This window comes from Herpetosiphon sp. NSE202 (genome assembly GCF_042688385.1).
Classification (GTDB): domain Bacteria; phylum Chloroflexota; class Chloroflexia; order Chloroflexales; family Herpetosiphonaceae; genus Herpetosiphon.
Genome location: NZ_JBHUPY010000002.1, coordinates 19,402 through 36,098, shown reverse-complemented (window position 1 = coordinate 36,098; position 16,697 = coordinate 19,402). Strand labels below are relative to the sequence as shown.

Annotated in this window: 13 protein-coding genes; 11 read left to right on the top strand and 2 right to left on the bottom strand. The window is 52.4% G+C overall.

The window, feature by feature from the left end:
* Positions 1-342: 342 nt before the first annotated feature.
* The 9 genes from ACFMKP_RS04610 (at position 343) to ACFMKP_RS04570 (ending at position 10,446) form a co-directional block, all read left to right on the top strand.
* A complete protein-coding gene (locus ACFMKP_RS04610) occupies positions 343-1,011 on the top strand; it encodes a haloacid dehalogenase (RefSeq protein ID WP_382289493.1) in 669 nt (222 codons plus the stop codon).
* On the top strand, positions 995-2,290 hold the full coding sequence (gene aroA, locus ACFMKP_RS04605) for a 3-phosphoshikimate 1-carboxyvinyltransferase (RefSeq protein ID WP_204756999.1): 1,296 nt from the start codon (positions 995-997) through the stop codon (positions 2,288-2,290). Before ACFMKP_RS04610 ends, aroA begins: the two co-directional genes overlap by 17 nt.
* A 31-nt stretch (positions 2,291-2,321) precedes the next feature.
* Positions 2,322-3,176, top strand: a complete 855-nt coding sequence (gene fadH, locus ACFMKP_RS04600) for a 2,4-dienoyl-CoA reductase (protein WP_054532954.1) — start codon at positions 2,322-2,324, stop codon at positions 3,174-3,176.
* Positions 3,177-3,740: 564 nt separating this feature from the next.
* Positions 3,741-4,136, top strand: coding sequence for a hypothetical protein (locus ACFMKP_RS04595; protein WP_382289491.1), 396 nt, complete (start codon positions 3,741-3,743; stop codon positions 4,134-4,136).
* 101 nt (positions 4,137-4,237) lie between these two features.
* Positions 4,238-4,753: an RNA polymerase sigma factor gene (locus ACFMKP_RS04590; protein ID WP_382289489.1), complete on the top strand. Its 516-nt coding sequence runs from the start codon at positions 4,238-4,240 to the stop codon at positions 4,751-4,753.
* Complete coding sequence (locus tag ACFMKP_RS04585; protein WP_382289487.1) at positions 4,716-5,795, top strand: LysM peptidoglycan-binding domain-containing protein; 1,080 nt, start codon at positions 4,716-4,718, stop codon at positions 5,793-5,795. Before ACFMKP_RS04590 ends, ACFMKP_RS04585 begins: the two co-directional genes overlap by 38 nt.
* Positions 5,796-5,805: 10 nt before the next feature.
* A complete protein-coding gene (locus tag ACFMKP_RS04580; RefSeq protein ID WP_382289486.1) occupies positions 5,806-7,599 on the top strand; it encodes a CHASE2 domain-containing protein in 1,794 nt (597 codons plus the stop codon).
* Between the two features lie 6 nt (positions 7,600-7,605).
* Positions 7,606-8,439, top strand: coding sequence for an alkaline shock response membrane anchor protein AmaP (amaP, locus tag ACFMKP_RS04575; protein ID WP_382289484.1), 834 nt, complete (start codon positions 7,606-7,608; stop codon positions 8,437-8,439).
* A 219-nt stretch (positions 8,440-8,658) separates the two neighbouring features.
* Positions 8,659-10,446, top strand: coding sequence for a hypothetical protein (locus tag ACFMKP_RS04570; protein WP_382289482.1), 1,788 nt, complete (start codon positions 8,659-8,661; stop codon positions 10,444-10,446).
* A 223-nt stretch (positions 10,447-10,669) separates the two neighbouring features.
* Here ACFMKP_RS04570 and ACFMKP_RS04565 read toward each other — a convergent pair whose 3' ends face one another.
* Positions 10,670-12,274, bottom strand: coding sequence for an ATP-binding protein (locus ACFMKP_RS04565; RefSeq protein ID WP_382289481.1), 1,605 nt, complete (start codon positions 12,272-12,274; stop codon positions 10,670-10,672).
* Between the two features lie 127 nt (positions 12,275-12,401).
* On the opposite strand from ACFMKP_RS04565, the gene ACFMKP_RS04560 reads away from it, so the two are divergent.
* The gene (locus ACFMKP_RS04560) at positions 12,402-12,869 is read left to right on the top strand and encodes an Hsp20/alpha crystallin family protein (RefSeq protein WP_382289479.1); all 468 of its coding nucleotides are present in this window, start codon (positions 12,402-12,404) and stop codon (positions 12,867-12,869) included.
* A 54-nt stretch (positions 12,870-12,923) separates the two neighbouring features.
* On the opposite strand, the gene ACFMKP_RS04555 is transcribed toward ACFMKP_RS04560, so the two are convergent.
* The gene (locus ACFMKP_RS04555) at positions 12,924-15,893 is read right to left on the bottom strand and encodes a kelch repeat-containing protein (RefSeq protein WP_382289477.1); all 2,970 of its coding nucleotides are present in this window, start codon (positions 15,891-15,893) and stop codon (positions 12,924-12,926) included.
* Between the two features lie 460 nt (positions 15,894-16,353).
* Here ACFMKP_RS04555 and ACFMKP_RS04550 point away from each other — a divergent pair, with 460 nt between their 5' ends.
* Positions 16,354-16,692: a hypothetical protein gene (locus ACFMKP_RS04550; RefSeq protein WP_054532964.1), complete on the top strand. Its 339-nt coding sequence runs from the start codon at positions 16,354-16,356 to the stop codon at positions 16,690-16,692.
* Positions 16,693-16,697: the final 5 nt, after the last annotated feature.

Genomic DNA, 16,697 nt, shown 5'->3' with positions numbered 1-16,697 from the left:
TCCTTGTTTGTGATCCCCTCACCCCCCAAGCCTTACAAGGGTCGGTTTTGAGCGATTGGTCGGCGGTGGAGCGTTCCCTCACCCCCCAGCCCCCTCTCCCACGAAAACGCGGGCGAGGGGGAGCACGCATTTTTTTACTAAGAATTGACGAAGAACCATGGCGTTAAATTCCCTCGCCCGCGCCACGGGAGCGGGGTTGGGGGTGAGGGGAAATTCCCCCAGCCACTGCTCAGCGCTCAATCAATTATGCAAAAATGCCAACTTGCGCTACTTTGACTTATCGCGTCATGCCAAGTATGCTATGCGCAGTTTTACACCAGAGATCCTAACAAGGACAACGCTGTGAGTATTGAAACAACGACCCTCATTAGCGAGTTGGAGGCGATTCATGCAACCCGCGAAATCGCGCTCAAATCTGCTCGCGAACTCATTCGTCAATGCGCAAACACAATTCGGGCAGTTCACCGCCATGAATGGGCTGTGGCCGAACCACTTTTAGCCGAAACGGCAGCAGCAGCCCAAAGCTTGCGCGAACGCCTCCAACCGTATCCGGCCTTGCTCTACGCTGGCTATACCCAAGATGCTTTTAAAGAATATGCCGAAGCTGCCTTGACCTTGGCCTTAGTGCGCGGCGAAAGCTTGCCCAACCATCAAACCTTGGGCGTGGAAGCAGCAGCCTATTTAAATGGCTTAGCCGAGGCCGCCAGCGAACTGCGGCGCTATATTCTCGATGGCCTGCGCCACGGCAAGGTCGATAGCGGCGAACGCTTGCTTGATCAGATGGATGAAATCTATAGCTTTTTGGTAACTGTCGATTTCCCTGATGCTGTAACCAGTGGCCTGCGCCGCACCACCGATGCGCTGCGCGCCGTGCTCGAACGCACCCGTGGCGACCTGACCAGCGCCGTGCGCCAAGAACAATTGGTTGCCGCCCTCGCCCGCTTTGAACACCACATGGGGCTGCCCCCCGCCGCAATTCAGGAGTCAACGCCCGATGAAACAGACAGTTAGTCATGCCAAGCGCCTGCGTGGCGCGTTCAGTGTGCCTGGAGATAAATCGATCTCGCATCGCTCGGTATTGTTCAATGCCTTGGCCGAGGGCAACGCCGAAATTACCGGCTTCTTGCCAGGCGCTGATTGTCTTTCATCGATCGCCTGTTTGCGCCAAATGGGCGTTGAAATCGAACACAGCGATGATAAAGTGCGGGTGTTTGGACGCGGTTTGCGCGGTTTGCGCGAGCCAAGCGATGTTTTAGATTGTGGTAATTCGGGCACGACGCTGCGCTTGCTGGCTGGCTTGCTGGCTGGTCAGCCATTTTTAAGCGTGTTAACTGGTGATGCCTCGCTGCGTTCACGACCACAACGCCGGATTACCGATCCATTACGTCAACTTGGAGCCAACTTAGATGGCCGCGACAATGGCAATCGTGCGCCGCTGGTGATTCGGGGCACAACGATTCATGGCGGCAATTATGAATTGCCAATTGCCAGCGCCCAAGTCAAATCGGCCTTGCTCTTGGCGGGCCTCACTGGCGATGCCCCAATGCGCTTGACGGGCAAGATCGTCAGTCGCGATCATACTGAGCGCATGCTGATTGCAATGGGCATTGATCTGACGGTCAAAGATGATGAAATTGTGCTCTATCCACCAAGCCATCCAGTGTTTCCCTATCCGCTTTCGTTGCACGTCCCTGGCGATCCTTCGTCGGCAACCTTTTGGTGGGTCGCGGCGGCAATTCACCCTGATGCTGAAATTACAACCTTGGGCGTGGGTTTGAATCCAAGCCGCACTGGGGCGCTTGATGTGCTCAAAGCCATGGGTGCGAATATCACGATTAGCAATGAGCGCAACGAAGGTGCTGAGCCAGTTGGCGATGTAACTGTGCGCGGCGGTGGATTGCGTGGCACACGTATCGATGGCGATTTGATTCCACGCTTGATCGATGAAATTCCAGTGTTGGCCGTTGCCGCAGCTTGTGCCGTTGGCGAAACGGTGGTAGCCGACGCAGAAGAACTCCGCGCCAAAGAAACCGATCGGGTGGCAACGGTGGTGAGCGAATTGAGCGCAATGGGCGCAAGCCTCGAAGCCACGCCCGACGGCATGGTGATTGCTGGCGGTGGCGAACTCCACGGCGCAACGGTTCAATCGCATGGCGATCATCGCATCGCGATGGCTTTGGCGGTCGCTGGTTTGGTGGCCGAAGGCGAAACAATTATCGACGAAGCCGAAGCCGTAACCGTCTCGTACCCAACATTCTGGCAACATTACGCGCAGATCAAAGAAGCCTGATCGCGCCGATAGCCCAACAAGGAGGTTGTGCATGTTTCGTTCAGATCTGCTCAAAGACAAGGTGATCATCATCACTGGTGGAGGTTCGGGCTTGGGGCGTTCAATGGGTGAGCGCTTCCTTGAATTGGGCGCAAAATTGGCGATTACCAGCCGCAATGCTGAAAAATTGACCAATGCAGCTAATGAAATGATGGCCGAAAAAGGCGGCGAAGTCTTTACCGTTAGCTGCGATGTGCGCGACCCAGAAGCTGTTGAACAGATGATCGATAGCGTTTGGAATCATTTTGGCACGGTTGATATTCTGGTCAATAATGCTGCTGGCAACTTCATCAGCCCCACCGAGAAGCTTTCGCACCGCGCCGTTGATGCAGTTTTAGGCATCGTGTTGCATGGCACGTTCTACTGCACCTTGGCTTTAGGCAAAAAATGGATCGAAGCTGGCCGCGGTGGCCAATGTTTGAACATCGTCACTACCTACGCTTGGACGGGCAGCGGCTTTGTGGTGCCATCGGCAGCAGCCAAAGCTGGCGTGCTCGGCATGACTCGTTCATTAGCGGTTGAATGGGCACGCTATGGGATTCGTATGAACGCGATCGCCCCTGGCCCGTTTCCGACCCAAGGCGCGTGGGAGCGGCTGGCTCCAACGCCAGAACTAGCTGAACAAGCGCTCAACCGCGTGCCACTGCGGCGGGTTGGCGAGCACAGTGAGCTAGCCAATTTGGCAGCCTATATGTTGGCCGACGAGGCAGGCTATATCAACGGCGAATGTATTACAATCGATGGCGGCGAGTGGCTGTATGGCGCTGGCCAATTCTCAGGCCTCGATCGTTTGCCCAACGAAATGTGGGATATGCTCTCCAAAATGACCAAGAAAAGCGGGAGTTAAGAACATAGTTTTTAACCACGAAGGACACGAAGAGCACGAAGTATAAAACTTCAGGCCTTTCGTGTCCTTGTTGATTAATGATCCACCAAGGCTGTTTTTCGCCACGAATTCCACGAATTGCACCAATGATATTCCACTAGCCAAAAGCCCACAGCCAAGATCCAATGCCTTTTGACTTTGACTTCTGATTTTGACTTTTGCCTTTTATTTCATCCTTTCGTGGCTCTGCGCCTCTGCGTTAAACTACAAACCATAGTTAGTTGGCTATGGGCATCATCCCTCATAATTCATAATTCATCCTTTCGATTCATCCCTCATGCTAGCGATTTTTGCCTTTTGACTTCTGATTTTTGACTTTTATTTCATCCCTCATAATTCATCCTTCATCCTTTCGATTCATCCCTCATAATTCATCCTTCATCCTTCCAACTGGTTCCCACTTGGTAGTGAGTGCTAAAATAGCAATTAATCACCAGTATAGGCCTATTGCCGAAGGAGCATGGCATGTTGGATAATTGGTTGGGGCGCGATAAAGCATCGTCACAAGCGCCCAAGGAGGAATCCATGAGTAGTAACGATGCGTCACGCCCAACACCGCCACCACGCCAACCAGATGATGGCTTGATTCGCCGCCCACGGCCTAATGATCGCGATAATGCCTTTAATTTAGCGCTCGAAGATTTGCGCCGCCAAGTACAGTTGCTCTACGAGAGCATCAGTGCCTTGGCTGAACACTATAATGAAACTGGTGGCGACCCACGCCGCGCCCGCGATTGCCGCGATTGCAGCCATTTTCGGGTTGGCTTGCATGTTCCTTGTGTGATGGGCGTTGACCCACATACCGCGCCATATTTGGCCGTGCGTTGCCCCAAATTCGAAGAAACGAGCGAGAATCGTAAGCTGATCAACCGTGACGAAGCTGGCTTTAATGCAGCAGTACGGCGTGCTCGCGAAGGCTAGTTAGCAATCCCGTAATGTCATTCTTCTACGATCACGTCAGCACCCATTGCTCGACGTGATTCTTTTTGTTTCCATTGGGTAATAGCAATAGGGCATAGGTTATGGCGCAAGCAGCAAACGATTCAGCAATCATCAAATTATTACAACGTGGCGATCAGGCAACGTGGCGCATGTTGGCTGAGCAATGGTCAGGCGAACTCTATAATTTGGCCTGGGCGGCGGTCTATCAAGCTCCACTGGCCCAAAATTTGGTCAATACTGTTTGGGCTAAGGCCATTCGCACGATCAATAGCGTCGATCAGCGGCTTGGGCTGCGCTTATGGCTCTACACGCTCACTTGCCATGTGCTGCTCGATCATTGGCGTGATTATGGCCAGCAACCGCACACCAATAGCCTGATTCGCGAACTTCAGCGCTTGCCGGAGGTCATGCACCTGGCGGTGTTATTGCATCTGCGCCACAACCTAAGCGCTACCATGATTGGCGAAATTCTAGGCCGCACCCACCGCGCAACTGAACAATTAGTGCAGCAAGGCCTGCAACGGCTTAATCACCAACTTGCAGCAGCAGAGGGATCGCATGAAACCAACCAAGCAGCAGCTTCAGCAGGCGATTAATCAGGCCTTGCCAGAGCAACAGCTCAGCCAAACCCAGCAACAGGCCATCAACCAAACGCTCACCCAACAGCTTGATCAAGTGCAACCATTGCAACCAAGCGCCAAGCGCCGCAAAGCTGCCAAAACCAAGCGCCGATTATGGCAATGGCAATGGAGTCGACCGCAGATTTTTGCCTTATTCGTTGCCAGCGCAATTTTATTTTTTGTTGGCTACGCCACCCTTGCCAGCTCCACGCCCAGCGTGCCGCACAATGCAAGCGTGCAAATTTTCGATGGCACAGCGGTGATCAATAATGTGCGCACTGGGGCAGAACGACGCTTGAATGCAGGCGATGTGACTATTTTAGAGCCAGGCGATACGATTCAAACCGAAAGCGCCACTGCATTAATTACCTATTTCGATGGCCAAACAACCGCCTTGCAAGCCAATGCCCGCATGACCCTCGAAACCATGGATAATGCCAACGCTGGCCAGCAAATACGGCTTAAAGTTTGGTTTGGCCGTACCCTCAACGGGGTTAAACGCTTGCTTGGGCCAAATGATCTGTTTGAGGTTGAAACGCCTTCGTCAGCAGCTTCAGTCCGTGGCACAGAGTTTACTGTGCAATCGCGCAGTAATACCACAACCTTCTATGCCACCGACAAAGGCAATGTGCAGGTAGCCATGGATGGCCAAAGCGTGTTTGTGCGGGCTGGCGAACAATTGCTGGCTGAGCAATCCAAGCCCTTAGTGGTGCAGCCGCAGATCTCACCAACGCCAACGCCAACCAACACGCCAACGCCAACGCCAACCAATACGCCGACCAATACACCGACCAACACGCCCACGCCAACGGCGACGGCGACGGCGACGGCAACTAATACGCCAACCAACACGCCGACGGCAACACCACAGCTGTATGTCACGCAGGCTGGCGATACCATCAATGGCATTGCCCAACGCTTTGGCATTACACCCGATGCGTTGATCAACGCCAACCCAAGCATTCGTGATCGCGATGAGATTCCGGTTGGCCTAACCTTGATTATTCCGCAGCCATAGGAGCAAGCTGGTGCTACGTTCGCAACAAATTCGACGGGGATTATGGTTTAGCGCAACAGGGCTGGCATGTTTGCTGGCCCTGTTGTTGAGTGATACTTGGACATGGCGCAGACAGCTTGATCGTTCAGCAGCAGATTTGCTGGTGCGCCAATTGGCCAGCCACAGCCCGCAACCAGCGATTGTAATTGTCGCGATCGATGACCAAGCGCTGAGCAACGAGACAGGCTTTGGGCGGCTTACCGAGTGGGATCGCAGTATCTATGCTCAATTATTAAACAAGGTTAAAGGCGCACGGGTCATTGTCTTTGATATGCTGTTTACGGGAGCCAATCCTGCTGGCGATCAAGCCTTTGCCCAAGCCCTAGCGCCATTAGAACACCCGATTTTGGCGGTTTCGCGCGAGAACCAAAGCAAGCACATTATTGAGCCAGCCCAGCAATTGCAAACTGGCAGGGTGGTTTTGGCGCATAGCGACATCATTGCCGACAGCGATGGCGTAGTGCGGCGCATTCAAACCCACTACGATCAAAGCGGCCTTTACCCAGCGATTGCGCTAGCCAGCGCCCAAGCATGGTGGCATTTGCCAGCAGAATTAACTTTCGAGCCAACAGCTACGACGCTTGCCAATGGGGTTACAATTCCGGCCAATAACGTTAGTTTTATGTTAAATTATGCAGGCCCAAGCCAAACCTATCCTCAAGTCAGTTTGCTGGCGGTGCTCAATGGTGCGGTTGATCCTGCGCTATTCAATGATAAAATCGTGCTGATTGGCTCGACCGCTGCCGCGCTTAGCGACCGTTACACCACACCAACCAGCCCATTAATGGATGGAGTCGAGATTCACGCCAATGCAATTGGCACAATTCTGAATGCCAATGCCTTGCGCGAACAAAGCCCAGCAGGTCGGCGCGGCATTCTAAGTGGCTTGGTGATCGCACTCACATTAATCGCCATGATTCGGCGACCATGGCTTTTGTTTAGCGCCATGGTTATCGGCACAATCGTGATGGTGATTAGCGCAGTTAGCGGGCTACAACAACAATTAATTCGCATCGATCTAGCTAGCCCATTACTAGCGATTGGCGTAACTGGCTTGGTTATGCTGCTCGTTCAAAACAATCTACAACGCCAAGATCACAGCCAAGTACTCGACCTGTTTGCCAAACGTACGCCGCCCAGCGTGCTTAACGAGCTGTTGAAGGCCGCCGAACGAGGCCAATTAAAACTTGGCGGCGAGCGGCGCGAGGTCAGCGTCGTGTTTATGGATATGCGCGGCTTCACCACCTTGGCGGAGCGCTTGCCACCAGAAGCCATGATGCAGATTATCAATACCTATCTTGATCTGATTGCCAAGGCATTAATTCAGCATGGCGGCACGCTCAATCAATATGCTGGCGATCAAGCGATGGCGATTTTCAACGCCCCTGTTGGCCAACCAGACCATGCCCAGCGCGCAATTCGCGGGGCGATGACAGCGTTATCCGCAGTTGTGGCCTTTAATCGTTCAGCGGCAGCCCGCGCCTTACCAGCACAAGCCTCGTTTGGCGCAGGCATTAATACAGGAATCGGTGTGGTTGGCAATGTTGGAGCACACGAGCGCTTCGACTATAGCGTGATTGGCGATGTAACCAATGTGGCAGCTCGTTTGTGTGGCGCTGCTCCAGCCAACACCATCTATCTTGGCCCCGATACCTTGGCCGAAGATTTGGGCGATTTGCAAAGCAGCATTCAAACAATTGGCCCATTGGTGCTCAAAGGCAAGGAAACTCCGCTCGACGTTGCCGCAATTGTAGTAGCTGAGTAAGCAGGCATGCAAGGATTCAACCGTTTATTGATCACAATTATTGCGCTCGCTTTGGCAGTTTTGGCAATTACGATTGCGCTTTTGCCATTGCAAAGTTTTGATCTGGCCTTGCGTTTGTTCCAATATTTGCGTGCTCAAGCGTTAATTTATAGTCAAATCACGCGGATTGTAGCTGGAATTGTGGGCTTGCTCATGCTTGGTTTGGCTTTGGCCCAGATGTTTATTCGCCAAAGCCAATATGTGCCAGTGCGCAACACAGGTTCGGGCTATGCCCAACTCGATTTGCAAACAATCCAGCGCGCGGTCGATCAAGCCTTGGGCCAAGCGCTTGATGTGCGTAGCGGCAAAGCCAACGTCCAAGCCTATGGCGAAGGCGTGGCAATTTACTGCGAGCTTGAGTTGCACCCAACCGCCCATCTCAACGATACCTTGGCCGATTTACACCAACGGATTCGTGAAGAAGTTGAAGACCGCTTGGGAGTTGCGATTCTAACGCTCAAAAGCAAGGTTAAAAGCAAGCCCTACCCGAATGCGCCGCATAGTCAGCAAAGCGGCGCTGCGCCAGCTGATCTCGACCCGCGCCAACCAGCCTGGGATGTGCGCGAATTACGCCGCCGCTTAGAACGAGGTATTTTGAACCAACCGAATGTCGTTGATCTTGAGGTAGTGCTTGGTTATCACCCCGATGGAGCAAGCGTGTTTGTACAATTATTTCTCGAACAAACTGCGCCAGTCCCAAGCACAATAGCCAGCGTCGAGCGCTTAATTCACACCATCGTGGCAGATGACTTTCGCCTGAGCGTCTACGATTTGCGGGTGACCAGCCAAACTATCGACTAATTAGTGAGCAACGAGCAACGGAGTAGGAATTTAGTCCTATAATTACGCCGCAATTTGCCTCTCGTGGGGGATGGCAAAAGAACTATTGATTGCATACAATACGCTAGACTTATTGTGGCTCTTAGCAACCAGCATTGTTGATAATTCCCAAGAAAATTGTAAACCGGTTTGTTAAGCCAATTGCGATAATGACGGTATTTTATTGGTCAAGGAGTTTTTATGGGCCGGCAGCCGTTTCGCTATCAACGCCTCGCACTACTCAGCCTTGTGGCTTTGCTGGGGTGCATCACACCAACCAAAGCCGTCGAAATTCCGCCAGCAGGCGCGTCGGTCTATTTGCAAACCAACGGGCCTACCAATACCTTGAATAATGGTGATTGGTATACGAATAACACTGCTGGCGCAGGCAATGGTTCCCATTATTTCACCGTTGAAATTCCATGTAGTGTTAACACCACCACCACAACTGGCGGGTGGCCAACCAATCAGCCAGTGCATATTGATATTTTCAGCCCTGAAATGAATACCAATGCACCATTGAGCGATGAACGACGTGGCTCGCTTTATGATAATACCCAATTTGAGTTTTATGCTGCTGGCACGCCAATTGGCCCAAGCCCAGCTACACCTGCGCCAGGAGGTGCTGGCAGCTTGTATCAACAAACCTTTGTTTCAGCTTCAACACCTGAAACATGGACCCGCTTGTATACGATTGCGGCCCCAGTGACCTGTGGTAAATATGTGTTGCGTTCTTCTACATCGGGTAACGATGAAAATGGTTGGCGCTTGCGGGTTGGTCGCGATGATGATAACGATCCCAATACTGCCCCACCAGCCAACACCGATAACTTCGATGGCGTGGCTGGCACTGGCGATGAAATTACGATTGGGATGCGCCAAGCTTCGTTTCAGCACGATGCAGGTTTGCCCGATACAGTCGCCACCTGTTTAACCTTGTATGAATATGTCAGTCCGGGCCAACCAAGCATCACCTTCAATAACTTCGACATCGATAACTTGCGTCGCGTTCGCTACTATGCTCCAGGCGATGCCAGCTATACGCCAATGGGCAACACTGGTGGGATTGCAGGCACTTTGAGCAATGATCAAATTTGGAACGGTGCTGGCGCAACCTTAGCTACCAGGGTTGGCGATACGATCAACAATCCAACCACCGGTTGGTGGCGGATCGTTACCTGTACCAGCGATCACAACCAGTTTATTCAAGAAGGCCAAACTGGTGTGCAAGCCTATTATCAGCAACCTCCAACTCCCATCATGGCCTTGAGTAAAACCGATGGGGTTACGTTGGTTATGCCAGGTGATACGCTGAACTACACAATCACCTTTACCAACACCTCAAACACCACGGCTACGCCAGGCACTGCGACCAACGTGACCTTGACCGATAATCTGCCACCATCGACAACCTTTGTTAGTTGTGCGATTAATGCACCATTCACGGGGACATGTAGCCATTCTGGCGGTGTTGTAACGTTCAACATCAACCAAGTGGTGCGCCCAGGCGAAATTGGGCGGCTGAATGTGCAAGTGACGGTCAATAATCCAATCACCGTGGTGCCAGTGGTCAACAATGTAACCTTGAATTTCAACGATAGCTTGAATAATATTTTTCAACCGTTGACGGCCAGCGATAGCGATTTGGTCAATCCAACCGCTGTTAACGTGGTCGGGCTAACTGCGTTGGCCCGCACGAACGCGATTCAAGTTCGTTGGAGCACCAGCAGCGAAGTCGATAGCCAAGGCTTTCACATCTATCGCAGCACCAGCGATGATGAATCGACTGCCGTGCAAGTGACCGAGAGCTTGATTCCAGCCTTGGGTGCACACAGCAGCTATCAATGGCTCGATACCAATGTTGCGCCAAATGTACGCTATTACTATTGGCTCGCCGAAGTCGATACTAATAACACGCTGACGATGGTCGGCCAAACTGAGGCCCAAATCGAACGCTACACCATTTTCGCGCCCTTTGTGCTGCGCTAAGGTGTGAATCCCCTCACCCCAACCCCTCTCCCGTGGCGCGGGCGAGGGGCTTTTTGTTTCGGTGGTTTATCCAAAGTTTCGCGATGCTCCAAATTAATTATCTTGCTTGTTTACATTCAGTAGGAGAGCAAGCCATATAGCAGGGAAACCATAGCTAGCATGAAATTAAAACGAGGCCACGTCGCTTGACGTGGCCTCGTTTATTTTTATGATAAATTAGATATTATTCGCCGTTGGCCAAAATCACGCTTGGCTCAGCGTCGGGCAGGCTGGGTGGGGCAATTGGCAGCGTCCAATAGAAGCGCGAGCCTTTGCCAACCGTGCTATCAGCCCACATGCGGCCACCATGGGCTTCAATAATTGCTTTCGTCAGATACAAGCCCAAGCCAACGCCCTGCGTTTCGCGGGCCAAACGATTATCAACCCGATAAAATGGCATAAACAATTTCGGCAATTCTTCTTGGGCAATGCCGATACCTTCATCGGTCACATAACTCAGCACATGGCCATTCTCCGGCCAGCCACCCAAGCGAATTACGCCACCTGCTGGCGAATATTTAATCGCATTCGAGATTAAGTTGGAAAGCACCATGCGAATCCGCTCTTGATCGGCATAGACATGCGGAAGTTTTGGCTCGAAACGGAGTTGAAATTCAAAACGTTGATCAACCGTTGAGGCAAACGCCGCTACCACATCAGCTGCCAATTCACTCAAATCAAACGGCGCTGGGTGCAGGCGCAACCCACCAGCCTGCATGCGCGAAACTTCCAGCAAATCGCCAATCAAGCGCGCCAAGCGATCAGCTTCTTCTTCGATGCCGGTTAGCATTTCGGTTTTCGTGGCTTTGTTGAGCTTCACATCGGTGCGGCTGAGTGTGCTCGCATAGCCTTTAATAATAGCAACTGGCGTTTTCAACTCATGCGACATCACCGAAATAAAGGTTGATTGTTGCTGCTCGTCGCGTTTTTGCTTGGTAAGATCACGAATATTGGCAATTGCGCCGCCAAAACGGCCATTGGTTTCGCGCACTACGCTATATGAGGAGCCAACATAAATCTCATGGCCATCGCGATGGGTTACCCAGCCCTCGACCGAAGGATGATCGTTATCGGGGAAGAGTTGCAGCGGGCAGGCGGTCAAGCAAATATTAACCCCTTGCTGGTTGTGAATTGCCAATACTTCGGCGCATGGCCGACCCAAGGCTTCCTCGCGCGACCAACCAGTGAGCCGCTCCATGGCAGCATTGAAGCGAGTAATTCGCCAACGCGTGTCGAGCATCATCATGCCATCGGCACTAGCCTCGATAATTGCATCAAGCCGACCACGTTCAGCAATCGCCTCGGCGTAGAGCTGCGAATTATTAACCGCAATCGCCGCAAAATCAACAAACGCGCTCAGCAATTGACGGTCGTCGGCGGTAAAGCCCACGTTGAGTGCAGCCCGCAACACCAACATCATGCCCAATTGTTGGTCGCCAGTGACCATGGGCAAGGCCACAACTTGGCGCAACGGCACATTTAACGCAGTCGCCAGCTTGCTCAATTCATCAGACATCTGGCTTGATTGTGGGCCTTCGCTCTCCAAGACATGCAAAATTTCATCGAAGGCCGTCCATAAACTGGGCGTAAGGCCATAGGCGGCGCGAATTTCCAGCCGTTGATTGGGATTGTACAAGGCGATCAGGCCATAATTTCCCGCCAACAACTCCACCGCTTGAGCAATAACCAAATTGAGCAACGGCTCAGCATCAAGCTGGGCAGCCATTGCCCGCATCAAACGCAAAAGATAATCGCGTTGGCGTAATCGCAGATCCTGAGGCTCTAACATGGCTCTAACGCTCCATAGACGTTGTTCTAACACTGCCAGAGTATTATACAAACAGTTACGAAATTGATTGATGCAGACGAAATCGACATCAAAAAAACAAAAGCTGTATTGCAAGGAGAATACCACAATGGCAACTATCAATCGTTGGTCACCAGTCGAAGAAGCCCTGAGCTTGCGCGATGCAATGAGCCGTTTGTTTGAAGAAAGCTTTGTTGCCCCATCAGCAGCAACTCGCACTGGTTTGAGTGTCGATATGAATGTTTTGGAAAATGCCAATAGCTATATTATCGAAGCTGCCGTGCCAGGCCTCAAAGCAGAAGATCTTGATATTACGTTGCAAGAAAATGTCTTGACCATCAGCGGTGAAGTTCGCAACCAAAAATTGAGCGAAGGCACGACTGCCCATCGCACCGAGCGCCGCTATGGCCGCTTCAGCCGCTCAATCACCTTGCCAATGTTGGTCAAGGGCGATGAAATCAACGCTACCTTGGAGCATGGCATCTTGCGGCTCGACGTTCCTAAGGCCGAAGAAGTCAAACCCCGCAAAATCAGCGTCCAAGTTGGCGGCGCAAAAGAACTTGAGGTTAACAAGTAAGCCCTAAAACAACAAAAGCCCTGTGCGAGAACTTCGCACAGGGCTTTTTTGCATCTACTTCGAGGCCCAAGGCAGATAAATGCGATGGGTCGCGCCAGCAGGTGTGGTTGCAGTTGGCGTGTAGCTTGGCGTAATCGTAATCGTGCCAACGGGAATTGTCGCGGTTGGCGTGTTGGTTTCGGTTGGCACTGCTGTCGTCGGCACAGCCGTGGTTGGTACAGCCGTGGTTGGCACTGTCGTGGTTGGATTAGCAACCGTTGCCGTTGGCGTGTTGGTCGCTGGCTCGGTCGTTGCCGGATCAGGCGTAGTGCTTGGCGTAGCCGTTTCAGTTGCGGTTGGCACAACTTCGGTTGCGGTTGCTGTATTCGTCGGCGTATCGGTTGCAGTTGGCACAACCTCAGTTGCCGTTGCGGTATTCGTCGGCGTGTTGGTTGCGGTGTTCGTCGGTGTGTTACTTGGCGTATTGGTTGCTGTGTTCGTCGGCGTGTTGGTTGGATTGCCAACCGTCGCGGTTGGGGTTGCTTGACCACTGCCGGGCACAACATTCGCATTGGTCGTCAGATAGATCTGATCTAACCTAAAACCATCTTCACGCATCCAGAGGTTGAGCGTATGCACGCCTGCGCTTGGCACATTGATCGTTGAAACAGGGCCATTATCAACTGTATCGCGGAACCACTGCCAGCCGCTGAAAATAGGCAACGACATTTTATCCGATGTGCTTGATTGCTGGCCATTTAAGCCAACATGCACCGAATTATCGCCACCACTATCGGCCCAAGCCCGCAGCCAAACATAGTAGGTGCCAGGCGTGGTGAACTTGATTCGATAATCAAGCTGGGGAGCACGAGTTGTATAGTTGGTATCCGAAAGCGTGCCCGTATTTGGCAGCACGGCTAAATAACCAGTGCCATTGAAGCCAGTTCGATCAACATCGTTGCGGGCTTGCCATGCCCACTGACCACGAGCAAGATTGCCATGGAGTTGTTCCGAATCGAAACTGACTTGACCATTGGTTTCGAGGTGGGCATTTTCGTCAGCGGCAAGGCCTGGGTTATAAATTTCGGTCGTATTGGCTTGGCTAAAGCCTGAAACCGTGCCCCCACCAGCAATATAAATCCGTCCGCCGTTAATTACGGGGAAGATGCCATGGCGTGCGGTTGGCATCGGCGTGCCAAGTCGCCAACGGTTGAGAATTGGATTATAAATATCAACCCGATCGTAGACATTGCCTGTCACTGCGCCAGCGCCATCGAGGGTTTCGCCACCAAAAATATAGAACTCGCCATCATAATAAACGGCCTTGCCCATGCCGCCGCGAGCTTGGGGCAACGGCGCAATCATTGAATCGGTCATGCTTGAGCGCCATGAATTGGTCGCAGGATCGTAAATTTGGACAGTATCAAAGCCGTTGGCAACATTGTTACCATCGCCACTGCCAGGCCCGCGCCCACCAAAGACATACAATTTGCTGCCGTCGGTCGCCGAAGCAGCGTGATTGCGACCGCGTGGCATCGGTGCAACTTCGGTCCAGCTATTGGCCAGCGGATCATAGCGCGCCACGCGAGTGGTGGTGCTGCCATTGACAATCCCGCCAGCAACATAGACATAGCCATTGATCACTGCCGAGGAGCTTGCCCCAGCAGCAAACGGCATATCAGCGCCCAAAGCCCAGGTATTGTTGGCTGGATTATAAATTTGGACCTTGCCATCGCTGTTGTTATCGAGGCCGCCAAACAAATAGAACTTGCCATTGATTACTTCAGCAGCGTGGTGGTTGCCGCGCAATGCGCGTTGGGCCAAGGTCGTGGTTGAGCTATAGGTGCCGGTCGTCAGGTTGTAGCGCAAAGTTGCGGCGTTGCCTTGACCAACCACATACATTTTATTGCCGATGATGCCTGTAGCGACCTCGCCGAGTGGCACGGGCATATTAGCGTTGGTTTCCCATGAATCGGGCAATGTACCAATCCATGTGGTATCTGTTTGGCCGTAGCCACCGCCAGTCGTCACCACCAATTTGTTATCCCAAACATCGGCAACCGGGGTTTTACGATAGGCTGGCAACGAAACCAACTTCATCCAAACATCGCTTTTGGGGTCGTACATCAGCACATCAGCAGAAGCAAGCCCGCTGGTACCGCCGTTGATCGAGCCACCGATAACCAATAAGCGCCCGCGATAGCCGAAGGTTGATGATGACGTGTGGCCTTTGGCAATCGGCATATCGGCTACCCGCGTCCAGGTATCGGTCGCTGGATCATAGCGATCAACCTCGGCCTGATTGGCTGATTCTTCGGCCTTGCCATGTTGGCCACCGACAGCGTAAATTTTGCCATCGACCACGCCAGCAGCGGTGTGGTTGCGGGGGTTTGGCATGGGCGCGCGCGTAACCCAAGTTGGGTTGGCGAGGCTCAAATCGAGCATATAGTGGTCGCCAAAATCAGTATCATCAAAAACCCCAGCGGTACGCACTGCGCCGCCGAAGAAATAGATTTTACGATTAACGATCGATGCGCCAGCGCCACCACGGGCAATTGGCAAATCGATGCCACGCGTCCACGTATTGGTCAGCGTGTTCAACTTCCAAACGTGGTTGGTGCTACCGCCGGGGTTGTTGCCCAAATAGCCACCAAGCACATAAATATTGGTGCCATCGGCAACGACTGGGGCATGGCTAATAGCTTCAGGAATGCTGGCGATCCGTTGCCACGTATTACTTGTCAAATCATACACATCGACCAAATTAGTAGCATCGATTTGGGTACAGCAACTAATAAACCCGCCGATGACATACAACTTACCATTAACAAAGACCCCTTGCGATTCAAAGCGTGGTTGGGGTACTTTTGCGCCATCTTGCCAACTGAACATGGTTGTGGTGGCACTGGTGGCGATAGCCTGTGGTTGGGCAGTTTGGGCCTTGGCCTGCGACTGAACCAAGAACCCCGTCAACAGCAAGGTCAGCAGCAGCACGCCGCTGAGGCAGCGGGCCAGCAACTCCCTTGAACGAGCGAAAAAGACCATAGAAACAAATCCTCCGCGAAGCTTAACAACGACAATCGCTAGTAGAATAAAAAAAGGACAACGGGCTAAACACAATAAAGCTCAGGCAAGATCGCCCGTGATCTGGCCTGATCATCTCATGGCAGCGATAATACCACGCTTTAGGCTTGATCCCCATAGTACTTTGGGCGTGGTTCGCCAGGACTTTGGCCGTTAATCAATGCAACGAACGGTTAAGTATGGGGGATATTAAGTGCAAAAGTGTCAAGACTTACGTTGGGTGAGGGGGCTAAAATAGCGCGTTAGATTGATTACAACGTGGCTAGTACCCCAAAAGTCCTAGGTATTACTATTTACAAATTCCTCTAGACACCCTGTCTATCCTATGCTAAGATGAGCCACCACAATTCGTCCAAAGCACAACGTTGGGTCTGTACCATGAAGAGGAGCGCTCCATCGGCAATCCAAAGGAGCAAATGGCATGCAATTTGATCGAGCGGGTAAACGTGCCAGCAAACTGATCAATGATTATCAACTCACCGACGAGGAGATACACCAAATTATCGCCTCGGCGCGGATCAACCTTGCCACCTTCGACCCTGACTACAAAACCAACGTCACGCAACTTGCTCACGAGTTGAGCAAAAGTCGGCCAACGATATATGGCTGGGCGGATCGTGCGATAGTTGCCACAATTGATTCGCTGCGGAATATCCGAACGGGGCGACCGCCGAAAGAAGCCCGCAGCCGCTTAAAACGGCTACGCGCGCGACCAACGGCACGATTACGGCGACGATCCTCGGATTCTTCATTCTCGTAGTTCGA